This is a genomic window from Psychrobacillus sp. BM2 (genome assembly GCF_048572895.1).
Lineage (GTDB): Bacteria > Bacillota > Bacilli > Bacillales_A > Planococcaceae > Psychrobacillus.
Genome location: NZ_CP183878.1, coordinates 3,414,314 through 3,438,319 on the forward strand (window position 1 = coordinate 3,414,314; position 24,006 = coordinate 3,438,319).

Annotated in this window: 22 protein-coding genes; 3 read left to right on the top strand and 19 right to left on the bottom strand. The window is 39.5% G+C overall.

The annotated features are described in order from the left end of the window. The first annotated feature begins 12 nt into the window (after positions 1-12). Positions 13-693 (top strand): cyclase family protein, encoded by a 681-nt coding sequence (locus ACN6MX_RS16680; RefSeq protein ID WP_419959953.1) that lies wholly within the window; start codon positions 13-15, stop codon positions 691-693. 250 nt (positions 694-943) lie between these two features. On the opposite strand, the gene ACN6MX_RS16685 is transcribed toward ACN6MX_RS16680, so the two are convergent. The 15 genes from ACN6MX_RS16685 to hutG all read right to left on the bottom strand — a co-directional run bounded on the left by ACN6MX_RS16685 (position 944) and on the right by hutG (position 17,271). After that, positions 944-1,618: an AlkZ-related protein gene (locus ACN6MX_RS16685; RefSeq protein ID WP_419959954.1), complete on the bottom strand. Its 675-nt coding sequence runs from the start codon at positions 1,616-1,618 to the stop codon at positions 944-946. A gap of 311 nt (positions 1,619-1,929) precedes the next feature. Further along, positions 1,930-2,808, bottom strand: coding sequence for a MurR/RpiR family transcriptional regulator (locus ACN6MX_RS16690; protein ID WP_419959955.1), 879 nt, complete (start codon positions 2,806-2,808; stop codon positions 1,930-1,932). 57 nt (positions 2,809-2,865) lie between these two features. Continuing rightward, positions 2,866-3,819 carry a GNAT family N-acetyltransferase gene (locus ACN6MX_RS16695; protein ID WP_419959956.1) on the bottom strand — a complete coding sequence of 318 codons (954 nt, stop codon included), beginning with the start codon at positions 3,817-3,819 and terminating at the stop codon, positions 2,866-2,868. Between the two features lie 6 nt (positions 3,820-3,825). Further along, entirely contained in the window at positions 3,826-4,740 is a 915-nt protein-coding gene (gene murQ, locus ACN6MX_RS16700) for an N-acetylmuramic acid 6-phosphate etherase (protein WP_419959957.1), read from the bottom strand. Between the two features lie 12 nt (positions 4,741-4,752). Beyond that, the gene (locus ACN6MX_RS16705; protein ID WP_419959958.1) at positions 4,753-5,916 is read right to left on the bottom strand and encodes an exo-beta-N-acetylmuramidase NamZ domain-containing protein; all 1,164 of its coding nucleotides are present in this window, start codon (positions 5,914-5,916) and stop codon (positions 4,753-4,755) included. Next, positions 5,916-6,884, bottom strand: coding sequence for a carbohydrate ABC transporter permease (locus tag ACN6MX_RS16710; protein ID WP_419959959.1), 969 nt, complete (start codon positions 6,882-6,884; stop codon positions 5,916-5,918). Before ACN6MX_RS16710 ends, ACN6MX_RS16705 begins: the two co-directional genes overlap by 1 nt. A gap of 17 nt (positions 6,885-6,901) precedes the next feature. Beyond that, positions 6,902-7,846 carry a carbohydrate ABC transporter permease gene (locus ACN6MX_RS16715; RefSeq protein ID WP_419959960.1) on the bottom strand — a complete coding sequence of 315 codons (945 nt, stop codon included), beginning with the start codon at positions 7,844-7,846 and terminating at the stop codon, positions 6,902-6,904. 60 nt (positions 7,847-7,906) lie between these two features. Next, a complete protein-coding gene (locus ACN6MX_RS16720) occupies positions 7,907-9,238 on the bottom strand; it encodes an extracellular solute-binding protein (protein ID WP_419959961.1) in 1,332 nt (443 codons plus the stop codon). A gap of 24 nt (positions 9,239-9,262) precedes the next feature. Continuing rightward, positions 9,263-10,414 (bottom strand): anhydro-N-acetylmuramic acid kinase, encoded by a 1,152-nt coding sequence (locus ACN6MX_RS16725; protein ID WP_419962652.1) that lies wholly within the window; start codon positions 10,412-10,414, stop codon positions 9,263-9,265. 105 nt (positions 10,415-10,519) lie between these two features. Further along, the gene (nagZ, locus tag ACN6MX_RS16730; protein ID WP_419959962.1) at positions 10,520-12,088 is read right to left on the bottom strand and encodes a beta-N-acetylhexosaminidase; all 1,569 of its coding nucleotides are present in this window, start codon (positions 12,086-12,088) and stop codon (positions 10,520-10,522) included. 1 nt (position 12,089) lies between these two features. After that, on the bottom strand, positions 12,090-12,806 hold the full coding sequence (locus tag ACN6MX_RS16735; RefSeq protein ID WP_419959963.1) for a PIG-L deacetylase family protein: 717 nt from the start codon (positions 12,804-12,806) through the stop codon (positions 12,090-12,092). Between the two features lie 10 nt (positions 12,807-12,816). Beyond that, complete coding sequence (locus ACN6MX_RS16740) at positions 12,817-13,869, bottom strand: serine hydrolase domain-containing protein (RefSeq protein WP_419959964.1); 1,053 nt, start codon at positions 13,867-13,869, stop codon at positions 12,817-12,819. 55 nt (positions 13,870-13,924) lie between these two features. Next, entirely contained in the window at positions 13,925-14,896 is a 972-nt protein-coding gene (locus ACN6MX_RS16745) for a BadF/BadG/BcrA/BcrD ATPase family protein (protein ID WP_419959965.1), read from the bottom strand. Between the two features lie 250 nt (positions 14,897-15,146). Beyond that, the gene (gene gltS, locus ACN6MX_RS16750) at positions 15,147-16,331 is read right to left on the bottom strand and encodes a sodium/glutamate symporter (RefSeq protein ID WP_419959966.1); all 1,185 of its coding nucleotides are present in this window, start codon (positions 16,329-16,331) and stop codon (positions 15,147-15,149) included. A gap of 10 nt (positions 16,332-16,341) precedes the next feature. Continuing rightward, positions 16,342-17,271, bottom strand: coding sequence for a formimidoylglutamase (hutG, locus tag ACN6MX_RS16755; RefSeq protein ID WP_419959967.1), 930 nt, complete (start codon positions 17,269-17,271; stop codon positions 16,342-16,344). Positions 17,272-17,389: 118 nt separating this feature from the next. On the opposite strand from hutG, the gene ACN6MX_RS16760 reads away from it, so the two are divergent. After that, complete coding sequence (locus ACN6MX_RS16760) at positions 17,390-18,268, top strand: LysR family transcriptional regulator (RefSeq protein ID WP_419959968.1); 879 nt, start codon at positions 17,390-17,392, stop codon at positions 18,266-18,268. A 119-nt stretch (positions 18,269-18,387) separates the two neighbouring features. Here ACN6MX_RS16760 and ACN6MX_RS16765 read toward each other — a convergent pair whose 3' ends face one another. The 4 genes from ACN6MX_RS16765 to ACN6MX_RS16780 are packed head-to-tail and all read right to left on the bottom strand — an operon-like array spanning position 18,388 to position 22,939. Beyond that, positions 18,388-19,005 carry a metallophosphoesterase gene (locus tag ACN6MX_RS16765; RefSeq protein ID WP_419959969.1) on the bottom strand — a complete coding sequence of 206 codons (618 nt, stop codon included), beginning with the start codon at positions 19,003-19,005 and terminating at the stop codon, positions 18,388-18,390. 9 nt (positions 19,006-19,014) lie between these two features. Continuing rightward, a complete protein-coding gene (locus ACN6MX_RS16770; protein WP_419959970.1) occupies positions 19,015-20,103 on the bottom strand; it encodes an ABC transporter ATP-binding protein in 1,089 nt (362 codons plus the stop codon). Beyond that, entirely contained in the window at positions 20,066-21,826 is a 1,761-nt protein-coding gene (locus ACN6MX_RS16775; protein ID WP_419959971.1) for an ABC transporter permease, read from the bottom strand. The genes ACN6MX_RS16770 and ACN6MX_RS16775 overlap by 38 nt, the downstream gene beginning before the upstream one ends. 39 nt (positions 21,827-21,865) lie before the next feature. After that, complete coding sequence (locus ACN6MX_RS16780) at positions 21,866-22,939, bottom strand: extracellular solute-binding protein (protein ID WP_419959972.1); 1,074 nt, start codon at positions 22,937-22,939, stop codon at positions 21,866-21,868. A 157-nt stretch (positions 22,940-23,096) separates the two neighbouring features. Between ACN6MX_RS16780 and ACN6MX_RS16785 the strand changes: the two genes are divergently transcribed. Next, positions 23,097-24,005, top strand: coding sequence for a LysR family transcriptional regulator (locus ACN6MX_RS16785; RefSeq protein ID WP_419959973.1), 909 nt, complete (start codon positions 23,097-23,099; stop codon positions 24,003-24,005). Position 24,006: the final 1 nt, after the last annotated feature.

Here is a 24,006-nt window from a genome sequence, read left to right on the forward strand (position 1 = left end):
GGAGGAATTTACATGAAACTTATTGATTTATCTTTAGAAATTTATGACGGACTTCGTTCTTATACATCACATCCACCTATCGCTATTGCCGAGGAATCGACTTTTGAAAATTCCGGTCATCGCTATGTAGCTCCCTGTGAAGGCTTTGAGTCTCGCATGCTAAAAATGTCCGATCATAGTGGTACACATATCGATGCCCCGCTACATTTTATGCGTGATGGTGAATCTACTGCTGAAATGGACCTCTCTAAAACCCACGGGGATGCTGTGCTATTAGACGTCTCCGATTTTAAAGATCCTTTTCAAGCTGTAACACGTGAAATGTTGGAGGAAGCTGAAAAACGTCAAGGCATTACTGTTCAGCCTAACGATATTGTCCTCACACGCACTCGTAAGCTTGCATGGGGAGAAGGCTCTTTTTATGAAGAACATGCCTTTGCTCCTTGTGCTGGTGATTGGCTCGTAGAAAAACAAGTAAAATGTATTGGATTAGATTTAGCAAATATCGACGTTCACGACAATATGATGCGCGAAGTACATCTAAAGCTACTAAGCGTCCCTATTTATATAGTAGAAAACTTAGTTAATTTACATCAGCTTCCATTAAATGAACACTTTACTTTCATGGCATTACCACTCAATCTAAAAAATGCAACAGCTTCACCTGTTCGTGCTGTGGCATTTATAAAATAATCACTTTTAGAGTACTCTTCTTTGAGCTGCTCCCTGTGTAGCAAACAAACACGAAAGTTCAAACATTCACGTTTGTTCAAACTAACATGATTGTTTCTTACACAGGGAATAAATGAACGCTTTACTTTCATGGCATTGCCACTCAATCTAAAAAATGCGACAGCTTCACCTGTTCGTGCTGTGGCGTTTATAAAATAATCACTTTTAGAGTACTCTTCTTTATAGAAGGAGTACTCTAATTACATTTTTACTATCCAAAGATTTTCTCAAGTCTAGTTAAAGATTCCTTACTACATACATTCGAAAAGTGAGCTAGGAGATATTTTTTTGCATCTTCTCTGCTCAAGTCAATATTTGTTATTTTATTTTTACTTATCCAAGAATCATACGTCTCAAATGCTGTACTACTCCAACCATTCTTTTCTCCATCTATATTCTTTTTTTCTTGTATACCTGAAATGACAATATCCATTGATCCCTGTAAATCTAATAATGCATTTTCAAATAGCTTCTTCTTCTCTTTCTCCTTCATCCCTGCTTTTGCCCTTAATGCCCTCGTATCTATGCCTTCCTCTTGCCTAATAATTTTATATATACTATTTGCTTCCCGTGAAATACTTCCACTAAAATAACGTTCTTCAACTAATTCATTGGATCCCAAAACCTTTTTTACATATGGAAGCAGCTGACGAGATACTAGTATCGATTTTTTCTTAATAAATTTCCCATATCCAGCTACACCGTCAGAAGAAAACTTGGTCCTCCATAACCAAGGGTCAAATTCTGTATCAGAATGCCAATTCTCTTGTAAAGTTAAGCTATTCAACGAAGGATATTCAGGTATTATGGAAGCAAGAGGAAGTAATCCGAGCTCCTCAATTACTTTTATTGCTTCTTCATATGTTTTAACTTTATAATCTACCAACCTCAACAGCCCCTTTTCATTAAAATACAAAATTCAATTGACTATTATTCATTGAACCATCTTCTCGGCATCTATTTTTGCAAATAACTACTTTACAATTCTATAAAATATTATATAAATCCTTCTTTTGAATAGAATTGCATAAGTCGAATACACTTGAATTCTGAGCATCTATTAGTGCTTTTGGATGTTCGTGCAATTGCTATTTATCAAAGATGAGTAACATAAAAAAACAAACGCTCTTGGAGTAATCCTGTCGGCGTTTGTTTTTTTATCAATACGTGATTCTAGAATTCACTTCAGTCCAGCCCTTATTTCCTCTTTTTTCTAAAGATTTGATTTTGAATATCTTCAATCGCCTCTCGTGTAGCGTCCAGATAAGTGATGGTCGTTTCAAATTGTTTAGAAGCAACTGACATGAACAGAATATCCATAACGTGTAGCTGAGCCAATCTTGATGATGTCGCACCGCTTCGAAAGTTTGCCTCACGCGTTGGCGAAGTATATAACTGGATTTTCGAAATTTGTGAAATGGGAGACTGTCCAAATTTGGTCAGACTGATTGTTGTAGCTCCTTTTTCATTTGCAAGCTCCAAGACTTTCTCGACCTCAAAGGTAGCACCCGAAAAGGAAATTCCTACAACCACATCGTCAGCCCCCGCATTCGCTACAATGGTTGCACTCATATGTAAATCCGTGCTTGCAGTGGATGCTTTATGAATACGCAAGAACTTTTGTTGTGCATCGATTGCTGCTATACTAGAGGCACCTACACCGAAAAAATGAATATTCTTTGCGTTGTCAATGGCTTCAACTGCCTTTTCAAGCTGTTCGCTATCCAATAATTCCCCCGTTTCTAACAAGGTTTGTACAGCGTGTTCCGTCACTTTTTGAATGGTTGTCGAAACGGGTTCGTTAGGCTGAATATCACGGTTCGTAAGTTCCATTTTACGTCCAATATCTCCATTGATACGGAGTTTCAATTCTTGGAAGCCCTTGAGCTTTAAAGATTTGCATAGTCTTGTAACCGCTGCCCCACTAGTCTGACTCATTTCACCTAGCTCCGAAATGGTCATCGTGACAATTTGCTCGGGATCGGCCAATATAAAATCTGCAATCTTTTGCTCTGACGGAGGAAGCAATTGCCTCATTTCGTTTAACAATACTAAACCACCATTTGATACTGCCATGTCCATCAACCCTTCTTCACTTGCTTACTAATTTTTCCCTATCATCCAAAGCTCACACTAATTTGTCAATTCTTTTGCCATAACGTGGAATGTTCTAAAAGTTTTAAACCCATTTTTCATATATAAATGCCCAGCTGAACTTGATTCACTTGTCCATAAAAACCAAGCACCTTGTATGCTATTTTGCTTCATGGCATGTAGCGTTTCATGTAACAGGATTTTCCCCAATCCTTTTCCTTGTTCCGTGTTAGCCACTCCGAAAGGTCCAAAACGTTCACGAATACCTTCATAACCTCCAAAGAGTGCAAATCCTACTACTTGATTATACTTCTTTGCTACCAAAATTTGCGATGGATCAAGCCCCTGCAATACCCCTTCACGGATTGCCCTGCCCCAATCAGGATTAAACTGAGTATTAGCAAACTGGATTAAGTCATAAAAGTCTCCATCTTGGACACATCCAAAAGTGTAGCCTTCTAATTCACGTTCTCGTTTTAGTGCTTGAACAATGTCTGGATACACATAATCGATTAGAGCTCGATGCATTGCTACAGGTGAATACACACGTTGGAAACCTTCCTTTTGCAAAAAAGCAAAACCCGAAGGATAACGCGATTCATCAATACCAGGTAGAAAGTAGTTTGGTGCATAGGAAGAAAAGAACATTTTTTTAGCACCTTGCTCTTGGATATAAGCCGAAGCACGTTCCATTAACCCATGACCTATGCCTTCTCTTTCTACACTTGAATCTACCATAAAGAAGGTGATCCAGCCTGTATCGGATTCCAGATTCGTTCCTTCCATAGGGAGCTTTCTTGTAATAGCTAAGATGGCACCTATTATCTTTTCGTCACGGACTGCAACAATTAACCCCTTCGGGTCGAAGTTAGCATCGAGCATTATTTGTTTGCGGAATCGTGTTTGATTGATTGGATCATGTTTTAGTACGTCATTCCATAACTCAATTATTCCTACTTCATCCCCATTTTTAAATGTGCGATACATTGTCATTGTCCATCACCCTTCTTCATTAAAAGCTAGTTTCACTGCATCTCTTACAAAGCCTTTTGAATTTAAGATCAGTGTCTCTGCTTTTTCTTTTTTGACCTCTGCAATTATCATGACGATAGCAAGTTTTACATCATAATCGGTTTCTTCCAGCACAGATTCAGCTTGTTCGTATGATACATCGGTAATATTACATACCATTTGTTTCGCACGTTCTCGCAATTTAAAATTACTAGCATTCAGATCTACCATCAAGTTTTTATATACTTTTCCGATTTTAATCATCGCAGTAGTAGAAATCATGTTAAGAATCATTTTATGGGCGGTAGCCGCACGTAATCTTGTAGAACCAGTCAATACCTCCGGACCTGTCACAACCTCAATTTTAATATCTGCAAAGTTGCTTATGGTGGAGTGCTCATTACTGGAAAGGCTGACTGTCGTTGCACTGCAAGAATTTGCATGGATAAGTGCACCTTTCACATAAGGAGTACGACCACTTGCAGCAATACCAATAATGACGTCATTCTCAGTGATAATAAGCTTCTCCAAATCAGTTGCGCCAAGCTGCTCATCGTCTTCAGCACCTTCTACCGCGTTGAACATAGCTCCTTTTCCACCTGCCAAAACCGCTTGCACCTGCTCATGCGAAGTACTGAACGTTGGTGGGCATTCTACTGCATCCAAAACACCAATGCGTCCACTCGTTCCGGCCCCTACATATATAAGTCGCCCTCCACTTTTAAAAGCATTTACGACTTTTTCTACTGTCTCTTCAATTTGTGGAATCACTTTTTTAACTGCCAACGCAATGGTTTGGTCTTCTTCATTCATAATACTCAAAACTTCATTTGTGGTCATTTCATCAAGTCTTGTTGATTTTGGATTTGACTCTTCTGTTGCTAACCTTGATAACTTTTCCATCGCTCAGCCTTCCTATCTATATAGTAAGTATGGTTGCCTCATTTTTATAAAGTCGCCTGTATCGAGATTACATTGCTCGAGATATTCCTCTATCTCCCCTACAACCAATTCATTTCTGAGCTGTGCGTTTCCAGCAAGCAGATCAAACATAGGATGCTTTAAACTGCCATATTCCAAAAACTTCAGCTCCTTAGGATACAATTTTGCAATGACTGCCAAAATCCGTACAAAAGTTTGTATTGGTTGGAATGATTGTCGGTCGGTAATATGCAGCTGTATTCCTTCACAGGGTTCACCTGCAAATTTCTGGTATGTAGGCGTGAAAGAAATTGCCCGTGCTCGAACGTTTCCAAGACCCATCGAATTGGCTTTATCCTGCAATTGCTCCCCTTGTATAAACGGGGCACCTACTATTTCGAAGGGCTGTGTCGTTCCCCGTCCTTCCGATAAGTTCGTTCCTTCTATTAAACAAGTACCTGGATACAATAACATCATGTCCAAACTCGTGGTATTCGGAGATGGTGGTATCCAAGGTAATCCTGTCTCATGAAAAAATGAATTTCTGTTCCAACCTACCATCTGTATAACCGTCAAATCACAATGAATAGCAAACACTTCATTAAAATAAAGTGACAATTCGCCTACCGTCATGCCGTGGCGATTTGGGATTGGGTACATCCCTACAAAAGAAGTGAAATTTGCATCGACCAAGTTCCCCTCTACGATATGCCCACCAATTGGATTCGGGCGATCTAGAATATACATTCTCTTACCTGTACGAGCACAGGCTTCCATCATATAAGCCATTGTGTAAATATACGTATAATAACGTGAGCCAATATCCTGCATATCAAATACTATTACGTCAACAGGCTCTAGCATGGCATCAGTTGGTTTTTTCGATTTTCCATATAAGCTAAACACAGGTACCCCTGTCATACTGTGAACAGTGTCTGAAAACCTTTCGCCTTCTTTAGTGTTTGTCTTTAGGCCATGCTCCGGTGCATAGAGTGCTGTAAGTTGGATTTGTGGATGCTCATGAAACAATCGTATTGTCGAGACGAGCTCGGCATTTGCCCCCGTTTGATTGGTGAGTAGTCCGATACGCTTTCCCTTAAGTTCCTGCACATGACTTTCCATGAAAACGTCGATACCAAGTTTCACTTTGCGTATCATTATTCCTTCACACCACCAAAAGTCAAACCTTTAATAAAGTAACGTTGGAATAGGATAAATACAATAATCATTGGAATCGCAGCAACTGCAGCACCACTCATCAATAACTTGAAGCTTGCTAGATTTGCATCCTGCAATGTTTTTAATCCTACTGGTAACGTGTACAATTCTGCGCTATTTAAGACGATAATCGGCCATAGGAAAGAGTTCCATACACTCATGAATGTGAAGATTCCAAGTGCTGCAAGTCCTGGTTTAGCTAGGGGTAGAACCACTGTCCAAAACGTCTTCCATTCACTCGCACCATCCATTTTGGCTGCTTCTAGAAGCTCATCTGGAATGGAAAACATGAACTGTCTCATCAAGAACACTCCAAATACCATAGATAAATCAGGCAAAATTAAAGCCCAATGAGTATCCATTAAACCTAAGTTCCCAACCATAATGAACAAAGGAACAAGTGTTACTTGCCCTGGGATCATCATCGTTGAAATAATAATCCAGAAAATCAGGTTTCGACCAGGGAATTTCTTCTTTGCCAGTACATAGCCCGCCATTGAATCGATCAGTAAAATACCGAGTGTCACGACGACTGAAATGTATACGCTATTGAAAAACCATTTCCCAACATCATGCTTTTGGAACAAGCTTTTGTAGCTAGAAAATGTATTATCAACAATATGATCCATCATCCCGCGGTGGTAAGCCTCTTGTTTAGAGTCCCCCTCTTTTGCTGCTTCTCTTGCCTCTCCCCAGTGCTCAAAATAGAGAGGTATTCCCATTGGATACATTTTCGGTGGATTGGCATCCACATATGAAACAGGACGTTCCATATCCTCCGATTGATAACTGCTTAGCTGGAGGGAAGTGGAGAAAACCCAATACAGTGGAAGTAAAGAAACCACTGCAAATACGGAAAGCAAAACAAAAATAATTAGTTTGTTCAATTTATTTTTTTGTTTCATCATAATTATCAATCCTCCAATCACTCATCATGTCGAAGTACCCGGAACTGGATAATCGAGAAGATGAGGATGATAACAAACAATACTACTGATTGAGCCGCAGCAAGTCCAAATTCGAAATCCCGGAAACCTGTCTTATAGATTAAATGAACCAATGTTTCCGTTGCACTTCCCGGTCCACCGCCAGTCATCATGATGATCTGGGTGAAAACCTGGAATGAACCAATCGTACTTAGCAAAACAAGATATAACGTCGTTGGCTTCAATAATGGAATTGTAATGTGAAGCCATTGCTTGAAGGTACTCGCGCCATCAATTCGAGCTGCTTCGTAAAGAGATTGAGAAATCGATCCCATGGAAGCAAGATACATGATGATTCCTACACCGAACGGAATTAGACATTGCATGATAATTAATGCCCAAAGTGCACTTCCTGACTGCCCGAGCCAATTTATCTGTTCAATACCAAACCAGCCAAGTACATAGTTGAACAATCCAAACTCATAATTGTACATCCAACGCCATACCATCGCGATGATTACCATCGAAGTTACCGTTGGCAAATAGAAAGCCGATCTGAATAGACTTTGTGAAAACTTTCCAAGTGCAAATATCATAGAAGAAATTACGAGTGCACTAATCACACCAAATGGTACTGTTACAACCGTGAACAACAACGTATTTTTCAAGGCAATTCGGAATGCTTCACTCTCAAAAACTTTTATGTAGTTATCTAGGCCTGCAAACTCACTGCCAAACACTTTGTGATCCTGAAATGAAAGGACAAATGCCCAAATCACTGGAATCGCAATGAATAGAGTGAATAAAATTAGTTTTGGCAATAAAAAGAGATAGGCGCTATAATTTTTCTTCATTTGTTGAAAAACACTTTTATTCGTTTTTTTTATAACCTTTAATTTCTCCGTTTCTTTTTTGGGTACAGTACCCATCGGAATTTGAGCCATTTTGGGAAACCTCCTAAAAATGAAGCAGGCTTGCGTAATGCAGAGCCTGCTTAATGTTGGTTATTTTAATAATTCGTCCACAGCTTTTTTCGCATCTGCCATTGCATCTTCAGCTGTTTTTTCACCATTGAATACTAATTGAAGTTGTGCTTGAATTGCTTCATCAATTTTTTTCCACTCTGGATGACGAGGAAGCATAACCACTTGGTCAGACATTTCCATTGCACGAGTCATTTCTGGATTGTCTTTGAATGGATCCATTTCAGATGCACTAATACGTGCAGGGAAAATACCATAATTTTGTGCCATATTATACTGTTCTTCTGCAGTTGATACGAATTTCATGAAGTCAGCTACTGCTGCTTTTTTATTCGCTTCTTCTTGGTGGAACATAATCCATCCACCAACACCACCGATTGTAGATGAAGATTCATTTTCTCCTGTTGGATATTCCGCTACAGCAAAGTTAGTAGGGTATGCTCCCTGTGCGGCTCCAATTGCCCATGTTGCCCATGGTTGCATTGCTACCGTACGCTGCTCTTCATTGGCCCACGCTTGGAATGTTCCACCTACATCTGCGCCACCATGAGTTTCAGGCGCCACTTTTTCTGTCAGCTTTAAATCGGCCAAATCTTGGATTGCTTGAATAGCTTCTGGTGAATCAAATGTGAACTCCGTCATATCTTCGTTAAGTGGTGATCCTCCATTTTTGTAGAAGAATGGCCAAGCTTCATAATAGCCAGGCATAATATACGTAGAGAACCCGTAAACGTCTGTCTTTCCGTCACCATCGCGGTCAAACGTCAGTTTCTTCGTAGCATCTAAAAACTCATCATATGTCCACTTTCCATTTTCAGGAGGAGTCACGCCTGCTTCTTCAAATAAATCTAAGTTCAATAACATCGAGTGCAACGTGATACTGTTTGGAATACCGTATAATTTATCATCATATGTGTAAGCTTCCAAAGCATTTTCATAAAAATCTGCTTTTTCATCCTTATCCAAGAACGCATCTAGTGGTTCCACTACCCCTTGCTCAATATGTTCGATACTAACTGCACTACCACTAATATCAACTGGAGCAATATCCGGCCATGATTTTCCAGCAATTGCTACGCCTAGTTTATCGCCCATTTCTGCCCAAGGAACTTGTACAAGCTCAACTTCGACGCCTTCATTAGCCTCTTCATATTCCTTGATCTTCGCTTCCATCCAGTGGAATTTATTGTCGTCTTTGTCGGGCCATCTCGGACCATCCCAAATTGTGATTTTCCCCTTGAACTCTTCCGCATTGCCGACCTCTTCAGAATCACCACTACATGCAGCCAAAACTGCTGCTGCTATACCTAGTGTTGCAAGTGCAAGTGCTGATTTTTTAAACACTTTCTTCATTTTCATTTCCCCCAATCGTCGATTTTACCACGCAATTTTCCCCAAAATTGTTTGTCTGTTTGCTCCTGTTGTCGAGGGTAAATTATTTGGAACTTTTTGAAATCCTAAATAACCAAGTAATGCAAATACAAAAGCTTCTTTCGCATCACTGTTGAAACCAATTTCATCTAATGCTTTCACTTTGACTTGATTTGGAAGCAACTTAGTCAAATATGATAAAAGCGTCTTGTTATGGACACCTCCACCACTGATAATTACTTCCTTCAATTCATAGGACTTCACGTATTGTTCAATCTCAAGAGCTAATGATTTAGCAGTTAACATAGTGACCGTAGCAATTTTGTCTACTGCTGAACAGCCATATTCGTCTCCTTGGTTCCATAGCTTTTCAGCATATGCAGCACCAAACAACTCTCTGCCTGTACTTTTAGGTGCAGGTATTGAAAAGTAATCATTCTTCATCAGCCGATTCAACCATTCCGAATGGACGTTACCTGATTTAGCTAAGTCTCCGTTAGAATCGTAGCTTTGCTTACCACCAGTGTACTTGGAGACAAAGAAATCAATCATCATGTTTCCCGGTCCAGTATCATACGCCAGAACTTGTTTCGTACTTTGAGCAGGAGCTAACACTGTAATATTGGCAATTCCTCCAATATTAACGAGCACCCGACCATTCGTACTAGATTGAAAAAGAAGTTGGTCTGCAAATGGTACGAGTGGAGCACCCTGCCCTCCAGCTGCCATATCTCGCGTTCGGAAATCACCAATTACCGGCTTATCTGCATACTCAGCCAAGGCTGAAATATCACCAATTTGCAAGGTATTGGGCCTTGCAAACTCCCGATGACTTACTGCGATTGGCTCGTGCCAAATCGTTTGTCCATGTGAGCTGATCAAATCTATCGATGCGTATTCAATCTCTGAATCTACTAAAGAATCCTTGATGAGCTTTGCATACAGTTCACCTAAATACATATTCATCGAAGATACATGATTAAGTGGGGCTAATGGATCCATTAGCTGGAATAGCTGAGCTGTCAATTCTTCTGAGTATGCCATTGTCACGAAATGCTTTAGTTCATACGTTAGCTTGTCAGAATCGAACGAGAAATCAGCAATAGCGATATCGAGTCCATCAAGCGATGTACCTGACATTAATCCACAAACACGCATGGGCTTCACGAGCATCTTCCCTTTCTATAAAAGCGCTTACACATAGTTTAGTTGTTTCGAAATTAAATATCAATACTTTTTTAATATTCTAAAAAAAAATATCATTTAGAATAATGTTACAGGCAATTTCCCATTAATTTCTATTCTTCCAACTAAATACTCCGCTACTACTTCAAATGCCGTTTGGGTGAACTCAAATGCACAAATCATTCGGTTCGCTTGTGGAAAGTAGGAGGCATCGAAAGGCGAACGAATCGCTACCACATCCACTGGCTTCCCAGAAGCGATTAATTGATGAACGAGCTTCTGCTGATTTCCATTCTGTACTGCATTAAGTGTAAGCACTACGATATGGTCGTAGTTATTCACTTTGTCTATAGCATTTTCCAACGCTTCTTCATATTGGGCTGGATCCATTTCGATTACATCAAGTTGTGAATGAACTTTCTTTAGTTTTTCAGCCATTTCAAGAGTTGCATAGCGCTTATCCTCGACCATAGTTGCGTAAACGTTTGTCGGGTAGATTAATAGAACTCGATCATTCGCTTGAATCGATTTACCTTCCCTACTAACCAATGTGATTCCATCCTTATAGATTGTCTTCATTTGGTCTTGATGTAGCTGTGAACCAACGAAGCTCGCGACTTCTTGTATTCTCTCAATCTCTTCCCAAGACGTGTAATGGGATATCATTCGTTCAATTCGGTTAATTGATTGATCAATTTGTTCCTCTACTATCCTATTATTTTCTACAGCCTCCACCAACTTTAAGATAGACCCCTCCTGCAAGGAATGGATATGGGATACCATGACTAAGTCAACACCCGCTTCTATCGCCTTGACACATCCGTTTACTGTACCAATTCCTTTTGCAATAGCATCCATTTCCATACAATCTGTAGTAATAACGCCATCAAAACCTAATTCTTCTCGGAGAAGCCCTGTAATCACCGAGCGAGACAAAGTTGCAGGAGTGTTTGACTCTTTTTCGAGCGCTGGGAAATACACATGAGCACTCATAATGGCATCTGCTCCAGCTGCGATACAGTCCTTGAACGGTACCAACTCAATCTCATGCAACCTTTTCAAATCATGTCCAATCACAGGTAAATCCAAATGGGAGTCCACACTTGTATCTCCATGACCTGGAAAATGTTTCAGAGTCGTCATAATTCCTGCTGCCTGCATCCCGAGCATTGAGTTCTTCGCCATTTCCGTCACTTCCTGCGCATTTTCACCAAATGAACGTACACCAATGACTGGATTTTCCGGGTTATTATTCACATCAACGACAGGAGCCAAGTTCCAGTTGATGCCAAGTGCTTTCAATTCTTTTCCAGTCAAAAAACCAGCACTGCGCGCATGGTTTGGCTTATGAGTTGCCCCGAGTAGCATGGCTCCCGGGATGATGGTCGTACCTTCACCGAGTCTGCGGACCACACCATTTTCCTGATCAATACAAATTAATAATGGAGAACTATATCCTGCTGCCTTCGCCTCTCTTTGCAAGCTTTTAGTCAGGGCTAATATTTCCTGCGGCGTACCAATGTTTCGCCCAAATAGTATGACACCGCCAATATGATATTCGTGAATTAAGTGTTTTATCTCGTCCGACATTATAATACCCTTAAAACCAGCTATCATTAATTTGCCCACTTTTTTATGCAAGCTCATTTTATACCTCCTTCATAATAGGGAATCCTGGGATATGCCCTTCACGGCGAATATGCAGCCCTTTTGAGTTTTGTAGGGTCTGAGCGTATTTCGTTCTACCCAAACATCCACGTGTTGTACCAAGTGCTTTGTAATAGTCATAGTATCTGAAACTAGTAGAGTTCATGATGAACCAATAACAGGACAAAGCTTCCAAGTATGCATCAAATGAATCCGTGACATCTACATAAATATCTGGTTCATACCCCTCCATATCCTCCCAGTTTTCACTATGGAATACTCGTCGGAGTCCATGTGGTGGCAGCCCCCCTAAATCAAAACCGGGCAAGGAAGCCTTCAACCATGCATCCTGTACAATTTTCTGACATAGAGCATGATCCGGATGCATACTATTCACCCAATGTGTTATGACGAAATCTGGTTTTTCTTTTCGGAAAATAGTTGCAACTTCTTTTACTAGCTCTTCATTGAAAGTCAGCTCTGCATCCCTGTGATTTAACGTAATGCTCGTGCCTCCTAAGATGGTTGCTGCCTTGTTTGCTTCCTCTATCTTTTGCTTGCGATAGGTCTCGACATCCAAGTGGTCTGGTGCTCCTTTTTCTCCTGCCGTTAAATGAAGAAACGTGACCTTATAACCTGCTTGTGCGTATTTGTGTGCAATTGCACCAGCTTGAATCTCTCCATCTCCGCAATGTGCCCCAACGATCATTAAATGCATACCAACACTCCTAATTCGTTAAATTTGTAACAATGATGTTATGTAGACGAGGTCGTAATCGAATGATTGGGTCATGGCGACCGAAGTACACACGATTAGTTAATAATGTAACTGTCAATTCTCTTTTTGGATCAATATAAAAGCTTGTACCGGTATAGCCTGTATGGCCATAGGTGGTGGGTGACATCAAGTCCCCAGCTGGACTGAGTCCTCGTCCTTTTAGTTGCCAGCCTAGACCTCTGCTCTCATCCGAAAATGAAGTGAAGTTTTCTCGTGATTTCCTAAGCCATTCTGAATGCAATATTTGCTTACCCTCATACATTCCATCGTTTTCCAACATGTCTGTGAAGTTGGAGACATCCTCCATCGTAGAGAACAACCCAGCATGACCGCTAATGCCTCCCATAAATTCTGTATTATCATCATGGACAATCCCGTATTTATGACCTCCTAGATGTTCAAGAAACTCAGTCGGTGCATACTGAGTTCGCTCGTATTTTGGCAGGTACCCTGTGTTCATCATGCCAAGTGGCTGGAATAAATGCTGCTTGGAGTATTCCTCGAGTGGCTGTCCAGACACTTTTTCAATAACCGCCATCAGCAAAATATAACCAAGATCGCTATATACGACCTGCGTGTCAGTTGCATAGGAAAGTTGCTCCTCCAAAATGTCAGCGCAAACTTCTGGTGTCGTGAGTTTCCGTTCAAAATAAGGACGGTGTGCAATTAGTCCAGATGAATGCGTCAGCAACTGCCGTAATGTTATGCTTTCTTTCCCATTCTTGGCGGACCCCGGTAGAAAATTAGTGACTTTATCATTCAGGTGAATATCTCCAGATTCAAGGAGCTGCAGCATGACTGGAAGTGTGACCATCACTTTTGTTAAAGACGCCATATCGAATACATGCCTATTGGTCATTGTTACGCGGTCATCTTCCAAACTATTGGTCCCGATAGCTTCTTCTAAAATGACTTTCCCCTTATGTTTAATCCGGATGACCGCTCCTGGGGTAACTTGTTTGTCGATTTCCTGCTGTAAAAACGCACGCACTTTATCTTTCATTCTCTCACTCCTCTTTAATAGAAATGACTATAATAAAGCCTAACGAACCAAGCTCCTAACTTGAGATTTCTTCGTTCAAATGCTTCAAAATTCGATCATTAATCGGGACCTGTTTTGATAGTAGAGCAGCAATAACTGCCCCTCCAACAGGGGACACGAGTGCTCGTTTAAACCTAATATTAGGAAGCTTCTCTTTTGCCAATTGATGAAAATAATCTATAAAAAAATTGGTGTTTGTAAATACACCACCTGACAATACAATGTTTGTGGCATGATTTCTTTCGAATAGCTGATCGTGACACGACTGTATAGAACACATCATTTCCGTACACGCATGAGTAATAATGCTTTTCGCAATTTCATCATTGGCCATTGCAGCATCTACTACTAGCTGGGAAAGCGGAGCAATGATTGAACGTGGATGCTCCGATCCATAGACTTTTCCAATGATGTCCGGGACTAAATTCACTTCAAAGTATTCCAAAAAAGCAGTTGTCAATAAGGTCGCTGGTCCACGCTGGTCAAATTCTTTAAAAACGGCACGAAGCGCTTCATTGCCCAAATAAAAACCACTTCCTTCATCATCAAACAAATAACCCCATCCACCCGAACGCACCGTTTTAGATTCATCATTTACCCCAAACGTAATCGATCCTGTTCCGGCAATTTGTACTATCCCCGCTTCCCCCAATGTTCCAGCATATAGAGCATTGAGTGCGTCATTTTTGATAATTATATGGATGTCCTTCGGCAAATATTTCCTTAGCAAGCTAGCAACTTCAACATCCCTTCCGCTTTCACCAACTCCCGCCATCCCAGCAAAGCAGATGGATATCTGATTGTATATTTCGTCATTTTGTACGTTAAGCTGTAGCAGCAAACCACTTATCACAATATCGAACTCTTTTAGTGTCATCGTATTCAGATTACTGCCTCTGGTTATTGCTTTCATGTAAACGGTTCCATTTTTATCTGCAACCATGGCTGTCGTCTTTGTTCCGCCACCATCAATCCCTAATACGTACATCCCCTACTCCCACCTTTTTTTATCTAATATATGTATATTATAAATTTTTGAAATATTATTTCAACTTTTCTTTTAATTTTCGTTAATTTATTTTAGAATATCCCTTTGTAGTAAACAAACATGAAAGTTTAAACATTCACGTTTGTTCGAACTAACACGAATGTTTCATACACAGGGACAATAAAAGCGCAACCCTTGGAGTTCAAGGGTTGCGCTCTTTGAATTCTTTTTTCTGTTGGTTCCTTGCATTTTATTTGAAAAGATTAATTGTTGTAATAATAATTGGCATGCCGAAAACATCAATTAAGAAAGCTCCTACGATGGGCACGATTAGGAAGGCTTTACGTGATGGACCAAATTTTGAAACAACTGCAGACATATTGGCCATTGCGTTAGGTGTTGCGCCTAGACCATGTCCAAGGAACCCCGATACCATAATTGCTGCATCGTAGTTTTTCCCGAGCAAACGGAAAAGAACAAACACCGCGAATAATACGATGAAGATTACTTGTACCAAAACAATGATAAATAACGGTAATGCTAAGTCTGCAATTTCCCATAGTTTTATACTCATCAATGCCATTGAAAGGAAAATACCGAGGGAAATATCACCGATTAAATTGATTTCTTTCATGTTGATTAATTCTGGCTTGAACCGATCAACAATATTACGAACGATTACCGCTATGAACATAGCACCTACATAACCAGGTAATACAAACCCTGTTAAAGTTGAGAACCATTCTCCTGCGTATGTACCAGCCGCCATACAGAAAGTGATTAAGAAAACTTGCATCATGAATGACTTGTCTGTAATCGGATGTTGTGATTTTTCAACATAAGCTTCCGTTTCTTCAGAAGATGGCTTTAAGTCAAATTTTCGAATTAAGTATCCTATAACAGGACCGCCAACTAGTCCACCAGCTACTAGTCCACATGTAGCTGCAGCCATCCCAATCGAAACGGCAGAAGGTACGCCTAAGCCTTCAATTGTTTCTCCAAAAGCAGCAGCCGCACCATGTCCCCCTTCCATGGATACAGCTCCAGCCATAACACCGATTAATGGATGAAGATCCATTACTTTTGCTAAAGAAACGCCAATCACATTTTGCATTAAAGCTAAGAATCCACAAGCTAACCAATAGATTATTAACAATTTACCGCCTAACTTAACAAGTTTGAAACTCGCACCGAGTCCAATGGTTGTAAAGAATGTAATCATGAAAATGGATTGTAGTGAAGTGTCTAATGTAATTTCAATAATGTCAAAACCCTTTAAAATTGTTGCTAAAATAGCAAATAGTAAGCCTCCCACAACTGGTGCCGGAATACAAAAACGATTTAAAAATCCAACCCTTTTAACTAAAAATGAGCCTATTAAAAATAATGCTACTGCTAGACATAGTGTTGTAATTTGATTTATAGCCATATACATTCCCCTTTGTTTATTGGAAGCTATTCATAATTACTTCATTAATAAAGTAAGCCCCCAATTTTGCTGTTTGATTGTTTATATCGAGTGAAGGGTTTACTTCACAGATGCTGAAACTTACAGTGTTTTTATGTGAGACCATCTGACGTAAAATGTCACGAACCTTTATAGCGGATAAACCAAATGGAGAAGGTGCACTGACACCTGGAGCTTCCGCAGCATTTAACACATCCATACATAAAGTAACAAGTAATACATCATGTGCGTCCATGAAATCATTTAAATCTTTAGTGAACTGAGGTGAATCTAATTGTTCATCTAAAAAGTAGTGAACATTATAATGAGCGGCTGTATCGAATAATGCCGTCGTGTTCCCATATTGTTGAATGCCACATACGAAATAATGTGCATTCGTATCCTCATCTAAAATTTGCTTAAACATTGTGCCAGAGGAGGTTTGGTTATCATAAGAACGCATATCAAAGTGCGCATCAATATTAAGCAAACCTATGGAAGCCTCTGGACCTGCAGCTTTACGCACCCCTAAATATTGTCCGTATAATGTTTCATGCCCGCCTCCAAGTACAATTGCTTTTCCGTTTGTTAAAATGTCCGAAACTCTATCCCCTAGTTCTTGTTGTGCCTGCTCTAATTCATGCCCAACACATACGACATCTCCCAAATCAACTAGAGAGTTTATATGAACATGATTACGCCATGGCAGCGATGATAACTGTTTGCGTAACTCAAGCGGAGCATCTTTTGCACCAATACGCCCATTGTTACGTCGGACACCTTCATCGCAAGAAAAACCTATTAATCCAACTATTCCTTGCTTAGTAGTTGGTTCAGCTTGAACAATTTGGTGATAACGAAAGTAAGTTGGATCTGTTTCATGATCAATGCGACCTTGCCAAATACTCGAATCAGTTTTTTTATACAATATGTTCGACTCCTTATAGACTGAAAAATTCATATTTTCATTATATTTGTAAACATTTATAATAACAAATACCACTTTTTTATATTATAATAGTTTAAAACTATAAATGAGGTGCAAAATGGATTTACGGAGGATGTATTACTTCAATGCAATAGTCAAATATAAAAGCTTTTCAAGGGCCGCGAAATCTTTACATATATCACAGCCCTCATTAAGTAATGCGATAAAAACACTAGAGATAGAAATCGATGCACCTCTTATAGAGCGCACAACTAAGCAATTTCAATTAACGGAATTAGGACAGCAATTCTATGAACGTTCGAAAAGTTTACTTGCTCAATTTGAAGTAATGGATACCGAGTTAAAAGAGTTTGCAAAAGGAGAGCGGTTAGAAATTCGGTTAGGCATGATTGAATCAGCAAATCACTGGTTTTCACAAGTAATTATTGCTTATCAAAAACAATACCCACAAAACCAAATTACATTAATCGATACATTGTATAATCAAACCGTTCGTCAAGCGTTATTAGGTTTAAATGTGCATGCTGTTATTACGAATCAGCATATTGTAGACCAAGAAATAAAAAGCGAATTATTGTATACCGAACCCTACGTCGTGTTAACCAGAAAAGATCATCCTTTTGCTACGAAGGAGAATATAACACTAGTAGATTTTGCGGAAGAAGCCTTAATAATAGGTATGCCGGAATTTCAAACGAGTGCACAAATATTAAAAGCGTTTGAACAGGAAAATGTCATGCCGCATATTCAATATAAAATAGAAAGATTTGAAATGATAAAAGTTTTGGTAGAAGAAGGGCTCGGTATTGCCATTCTTCCTCAACAATATGTCACCCATCATTTATCAGAACGTTTACAAACATGTCCCGTAAACAGTGAGTTTCTAAATCGAAATGTATACTTAAGCACCATGAAAGACCGCACATTTCCGAAGAGTATACTAAAGCTGTTTGAGCTCATAAAGACAATGCACTGAATAGATACCGACCCCAAAAAAACAAACGCTCCTAGGAAAGTCCTTTGTGCGTTTGTTTTTTAAATTTAGGGGGGAAATAATCCTTTTTCGAAATCTCGAACTTAGTAAAAAATGTAAAACTAAAATGACAAAGTTTCTACTTGGCTATCTATCTGATTTGCTAAGCGAATACGATATTGTAAGCTATTCGTTAAATCGATTAGGCTTAGATATTGCTGTTGACCCGCACCTGTGTCAATTCCGATCTTCTTCTCTTGCTTCCAAAGTGAGCCAACGTTTACACCTAGTCGGTTTGTTGGCGTATGTCCAAATACGACAGTTATATCTTCTTGAACGGGTTGATCCAAAAAAGGTTCTCGTATTGTAAGTAAATCAGTCATTTTTTGTTCATGAAGAGGAATTCCCGTGCGAATACCAGCATGGACAAATAGAAATGGCTTCCGTTCAATATAAAGCGGGAGGCTTTGTAAAAAGGTTTTCCACTTCATCCACGATTTCTTTCCAACGGCAATATCATCGAGTGCACATTTCTCATGATTTCCCATAATAGCATAGGCTCCCTCTTGGACTAAAAGCTCCACTGCCTTTAATGTACCCTCACTATTGGGACCTTTATCTATATAATCTCCGACAAAAAATAATTCATCTTTACCAGATTGGTAATTTGCATACTTTAGTAATGCATGAAGTGCATCGACATGACCGTGAATGTCGGAAATAGCCAAAATACGTGCCAAGACATCCACCTACTTTCCTGAATGTACTAGAAAAGGAGTAGCTGCCTGTTCTGGTTGTTTATATAAAAATGTATTACTTGGATCGAAGGACACCATTACATCCCTGTCCACTTCTACTGGCACATCATGGAGTACAGTTAAACGACCGCCCGTTGTTTCCATCATGATACGCCATTTATGTCCTTCAAAAATAGAATGCGTCACACGCCCATTTAAAGAATTCTGTTGTGGATCTATTCGTTGTTCTTCTATTTTCAACGCATCTGAATCCATTACTACAATGACATTCTCATTCGCCGTAAGCGTTCCGATCCCACGCACGACAGATGCTCCTATTTTTACTGAATCCCTTTTTATAGCTATTGCTTGCAGACGATTATTCATCCCGAGCAAACCAGCTACCCATAAAGAGGATGGGGCTTGCCGCACTTCCATAGGCGTACCAAATTGTTCGATTTTACCATCCCGTAGCATTAAAATACGGTCTGCCAAAGCATATGCTTCTACTGGATCATGTGTGACGTGTAGAGCTGTAGTACCAAGCTTGCGCAATAAATAAGATAGCTCATTTCGCATTTCAAAACGTAGCTGCATATCTAAATTGGATAATGGTTCATCAAGTAGTAATAACGCAGGCTTTGTTGATAATGCACGTGCAATTGCTACACGTTGCTGCTGACCACCAGAAAGCTCGCTAGGATAGCGATGTTCTAGTCCATTTAATTGAAGTAGATTAAATAAAAATTTTTGGTTCTCCGCTTGCTCCTGCTTGTTCACTTTCCGAACTTTTGATCCATAAAAAATATTTTGACGCACAGTCATATGAGGCCATAATGCATAATCCTGAAAAACCATATTAATACCACGTTTTTCAGGGGGTAATGTAAAATGTGGAGACGAAATAACCTTACCGTTTAGGGTGATTTCCCCTTCGTCTAATGATTGTAATCCCGCGACAATTTGTAAAAGAGTAGACTTTCCACATCCAGAAGGTCCTAAGATACTGACGATTTCTCCTGGTTGGACAGCAAAACTCACCTTATCGACCGCATAAAATTGATTAAACTTCTTTGATACATTCTGAATCTGTAACGACATGTTTTTTCTCCTTCTTCATTGCTCGCAGCATAAGGTTAAACCCTTTTTCAACGAACCATTTAAATACCATCATAACTACAATGATGAGTGTGCCACTGGTAATGGTTGCAGCTGTTGCAAATCCATAATTTAAATCTTCAAATGCTTTATTAATCGCTACTGGTAATGTAACAAAATTCGGTGGATATAAAATCGATGTAATTGCCAAATCAAAAATACTCGTGCCGAATGCCGTTAAGCCTGCTGTGAGCAGGGAAGCACGCATCAATGGTAACAGTATAGTTTGAATCCGATAATATAAAGACGCTCCTTGAACTGAAGCAGAAGCCAATAAACTGGAAGGTATTTTCGTCATAGAACTAATCATAAGACGAGCTGCAATTGGAATAGCTCCTGCAATACTAGCGAGCACTAATATGGCGGGTGTACCGTATAAATGCAGATGGATACTTTCAAGAAATGGTTGATTCCAAATGAAAATATAGCCAATTCCAAGTACAACACCAGGTACGGCAAGTGAGATTACCGAAAGTGAGTCAATCATTGCACGATATTTAAAGTCTGTAAATACTAATACATACCCAATACACACGCCAACAATAAGACCAATCACACCTGCAAATGCTGCAATAACTAGGGAGTTTTTAAGTCCAACAAAAATCGTGGAATCTATGTTTAATAGCTCCGAATAATGTCGCCATGTAAAGTTACTTAACGACACCCCGTCTCCAAGTTTATCCATAAACGATACTAGTAAGCTACTACCAATTGGAATACCCAGTGCTACTACTAAAAAACAACTATTAATAATGTCATAGATCCAGCTATTTTTCGTTTGTAGCGGCTCTTTTCGAACTGCACGTCCTGTGATGAATGAAAAATCACCTTTTCGAAGAACGAATAATTGAAATAGCATAACTACAACAATGATTGCCACTAAGTAGAAAGATAATATCCCTGCCATATCAAAGCGAATCGGCGCAGTATATAAGGATGTATAAATTGAATATGAAAGTGTTGGAAAGCTATAAACAGCAGCAAGAGAAGCTGGCAAACCAAAGTCTCCTATTGTATCCATGAAAATAAGTGCTGCACCAGATAATAATGCGGGAATCATTAATGGGATTTGCACCGTTCTAAGCGCATGCCAGCCCGAAGCCCCATTTAGACGCGCCGCTTCATTGTATTGCGACACATTCCATTCAAGCGCAGCCGTTACAGCTAAATAAGCATATGGAAATTTACAAAGAGTCATAATGAATATGAGACCCATTGGTTGAAACACTAAATCAGTTACCCACTCCATTCCAAATACACGAGCTGCTATGCCTTTACCACTTGAAAACAAAACCCAGCCCTGTGCCATGATAAAAGATGGTAAAATCAATAAAGCCCACGCAGTAAAATCAAGCGCAAATCTTGTTTTAAAAGCTCTCGACGTGCGCATTATCGCTAATGCTGTGCCAAGTACAGTTCCTAAAATAGCGGTGCCTGTCGCTAACATAAGAGAATTCGTCAGTGATTTACTCCACAGCTTTCTTTCAAAAATTTCAAATACAAGCCCGAAGCCAGCAAAGTCGAGCTTCCCGAAAAAAATACCAGGTAAAAATATTTGAATGAGTACGGCTAAAAGTGGAAGTAAAATTAAGATGAATAATATAAGGACAACGCCCCACCCCAGCATGGCTGGAGCAGTGCGTTTGTTTTGAAAGAAATTACGCATATGCTATTGTACCTTCTTTATTTAAGTTTTCCATAAGCTTTATTGAACAGATTGATCAGCGAACCATTCTTTTACTTCTGCTTCATTTTTAGCCGCAGTAGTAGGGTCAGCGATAAATAGTGGTGCTTCCTGATGACGGTTTTCTGGGCTTGCAACCTCTTTCACTGTCGATGTAAAGTAACCTTCTGTACCAGCTGAAATCATTTCTTCCTGTGTTTCTTTTTCTAATAAGAAGGAAATAAATGCTTTCGCTACTTCTTCTTGGTCAGTCTCTTTACTAATAGCTGCATAACGCACAGAAGCTGGTGCTCCCTCTTCAGGCCATACAATTTCAATTGGCTCTCCGTCTTGCTTCATTTTGTATGCATTAGATTCTTGAAGCGCTGCTATCTTTAAATCTCCATTTAATAATGCTTCTACAACATTCGGATTTTTTGGATATACTTTTGCACCGTTATCAAATAACTTTGTGAAGTATTCCTTTCCGCCGTCCATTCCTAAATCTTCAAAAAACCAAGCGACGAATGGATATGCAGGTGCTGCTACTGCAGGGTCTGCCATACCTACAACATCTTTGTACTTGGAGTTTGTTAAGTCCTCCCATGTTTTAGGAGCATCCTCAGCAGAAATTTCGTTCGTATTGTAGACGATAACACTTGCTGCATGTGCACCTGTCGGGTAATATGCTTTCGATGTCGGTACAAGTGATTCGCCGAATTCATTTAAGTTTGCTTCATTTTCCAACGTTATGTCTTCTAGTAAGATTCCATCCTCTTCCCATCGAGCGAATGAGCCTTGACCATCTATCCACACAACATCCCAATTTGGATTTGATTTTTCTGCCTCAATACGTGATTGTACTTCTGCACCATTACCACTAACTAGTTCAACATCGTATCCAGATGCTTCTTCAAATAAAGGTTCGATTAATTCATCAAAGTCATTTAAATACACAACGAGGGGTTCTGTTTGTTTTATTTCCTCTGCTAGGACTTCTGTCGTCTCTGATGTTTCTGTACTTGCTTCATCTGCAGTTTTACTCTCTTCATCTGACGAACATCCTGCTAACATTAACGCTGCTACTCCAGATAATAACCAATAATGTTTTTTCATTTTACTACCTCTTTTCATTTTTTGTTACCTTTAGAGTAATGGAAAGTGATGAATAGAATATGTAGAGAATGTAAATAATTTATTAAAAAATACTGAACACTATTGATATACTCATAGATTTTATCTATATTGAACAAAGAAAGCAGGTGTCTTGGCGATGAATTTACAACAATTAAAAGTGTTCGTCTTAACAGTGCAAACAGGAAAGCTTAGTATTGTTGCGGAGTTATTAAAAATAAAACAGCCAACTGTCACTTTCCATTTAAAAGGATTGCAGGAGAAGCTAGGTGTGGAGTTATTTGAACAGCCTCAGTTGAAACGTTGGATTCTAACCGATGCCGGTGAAGCATTTTACCATTACGCTCATCAAATCATCCAGCTTTCAGAACAGGCTGAACAAGTAATGATTGACTATAAAAATAATAACCGTGGTAAATTACAGCTTGGTGCCAGTCAAACGACAGCATCTTATATTTTGCCGCCGTATTTAGCACAATTTCAAAAAGAGCATGATAATGTGTATATTTCTTTAGTTGTACATAAAGCACCGTCCATTTTACTAAAGGTTAAAAACTATGAATTAGACCTCGGCGTCATTGCTTACGGAAAGTTATACGACCCCGATTTAACAATCATCCCAATCATGGAAGACGAGCTTGTTCTCATCATGCATAAAGACCATCCATTGCGAAAAAAAACGAATATAAAGCCATATGAGTTATCTCAGTACGCTTTCATTTTGCATGAAAAACAGGCAGTAAGTCACACATTAGCAGAAAAATGGATGCTCGAAAACGGCATCCGACTCAATATCATAATGGAAATCGGTTCCATTCAAACGATTAAAGAAGCAGTAGAGCTCAACATAGGCGTCGCCATTCTTCCTAAGTTAAGCGTAGAAAAGGAAATTAAAGAAGGTCTACTCTTTTCCCAACCATTACCTAATTATGTAAACGAGCGACATATCTATTTAATCTACCGAAAAAATCAGCATTTTAGTCCGATGATGCAAGATTTCCTAAAATTCCTAAAAGAATCTTTTCCAGAGGTTGTCCCTGAGCAGTGAA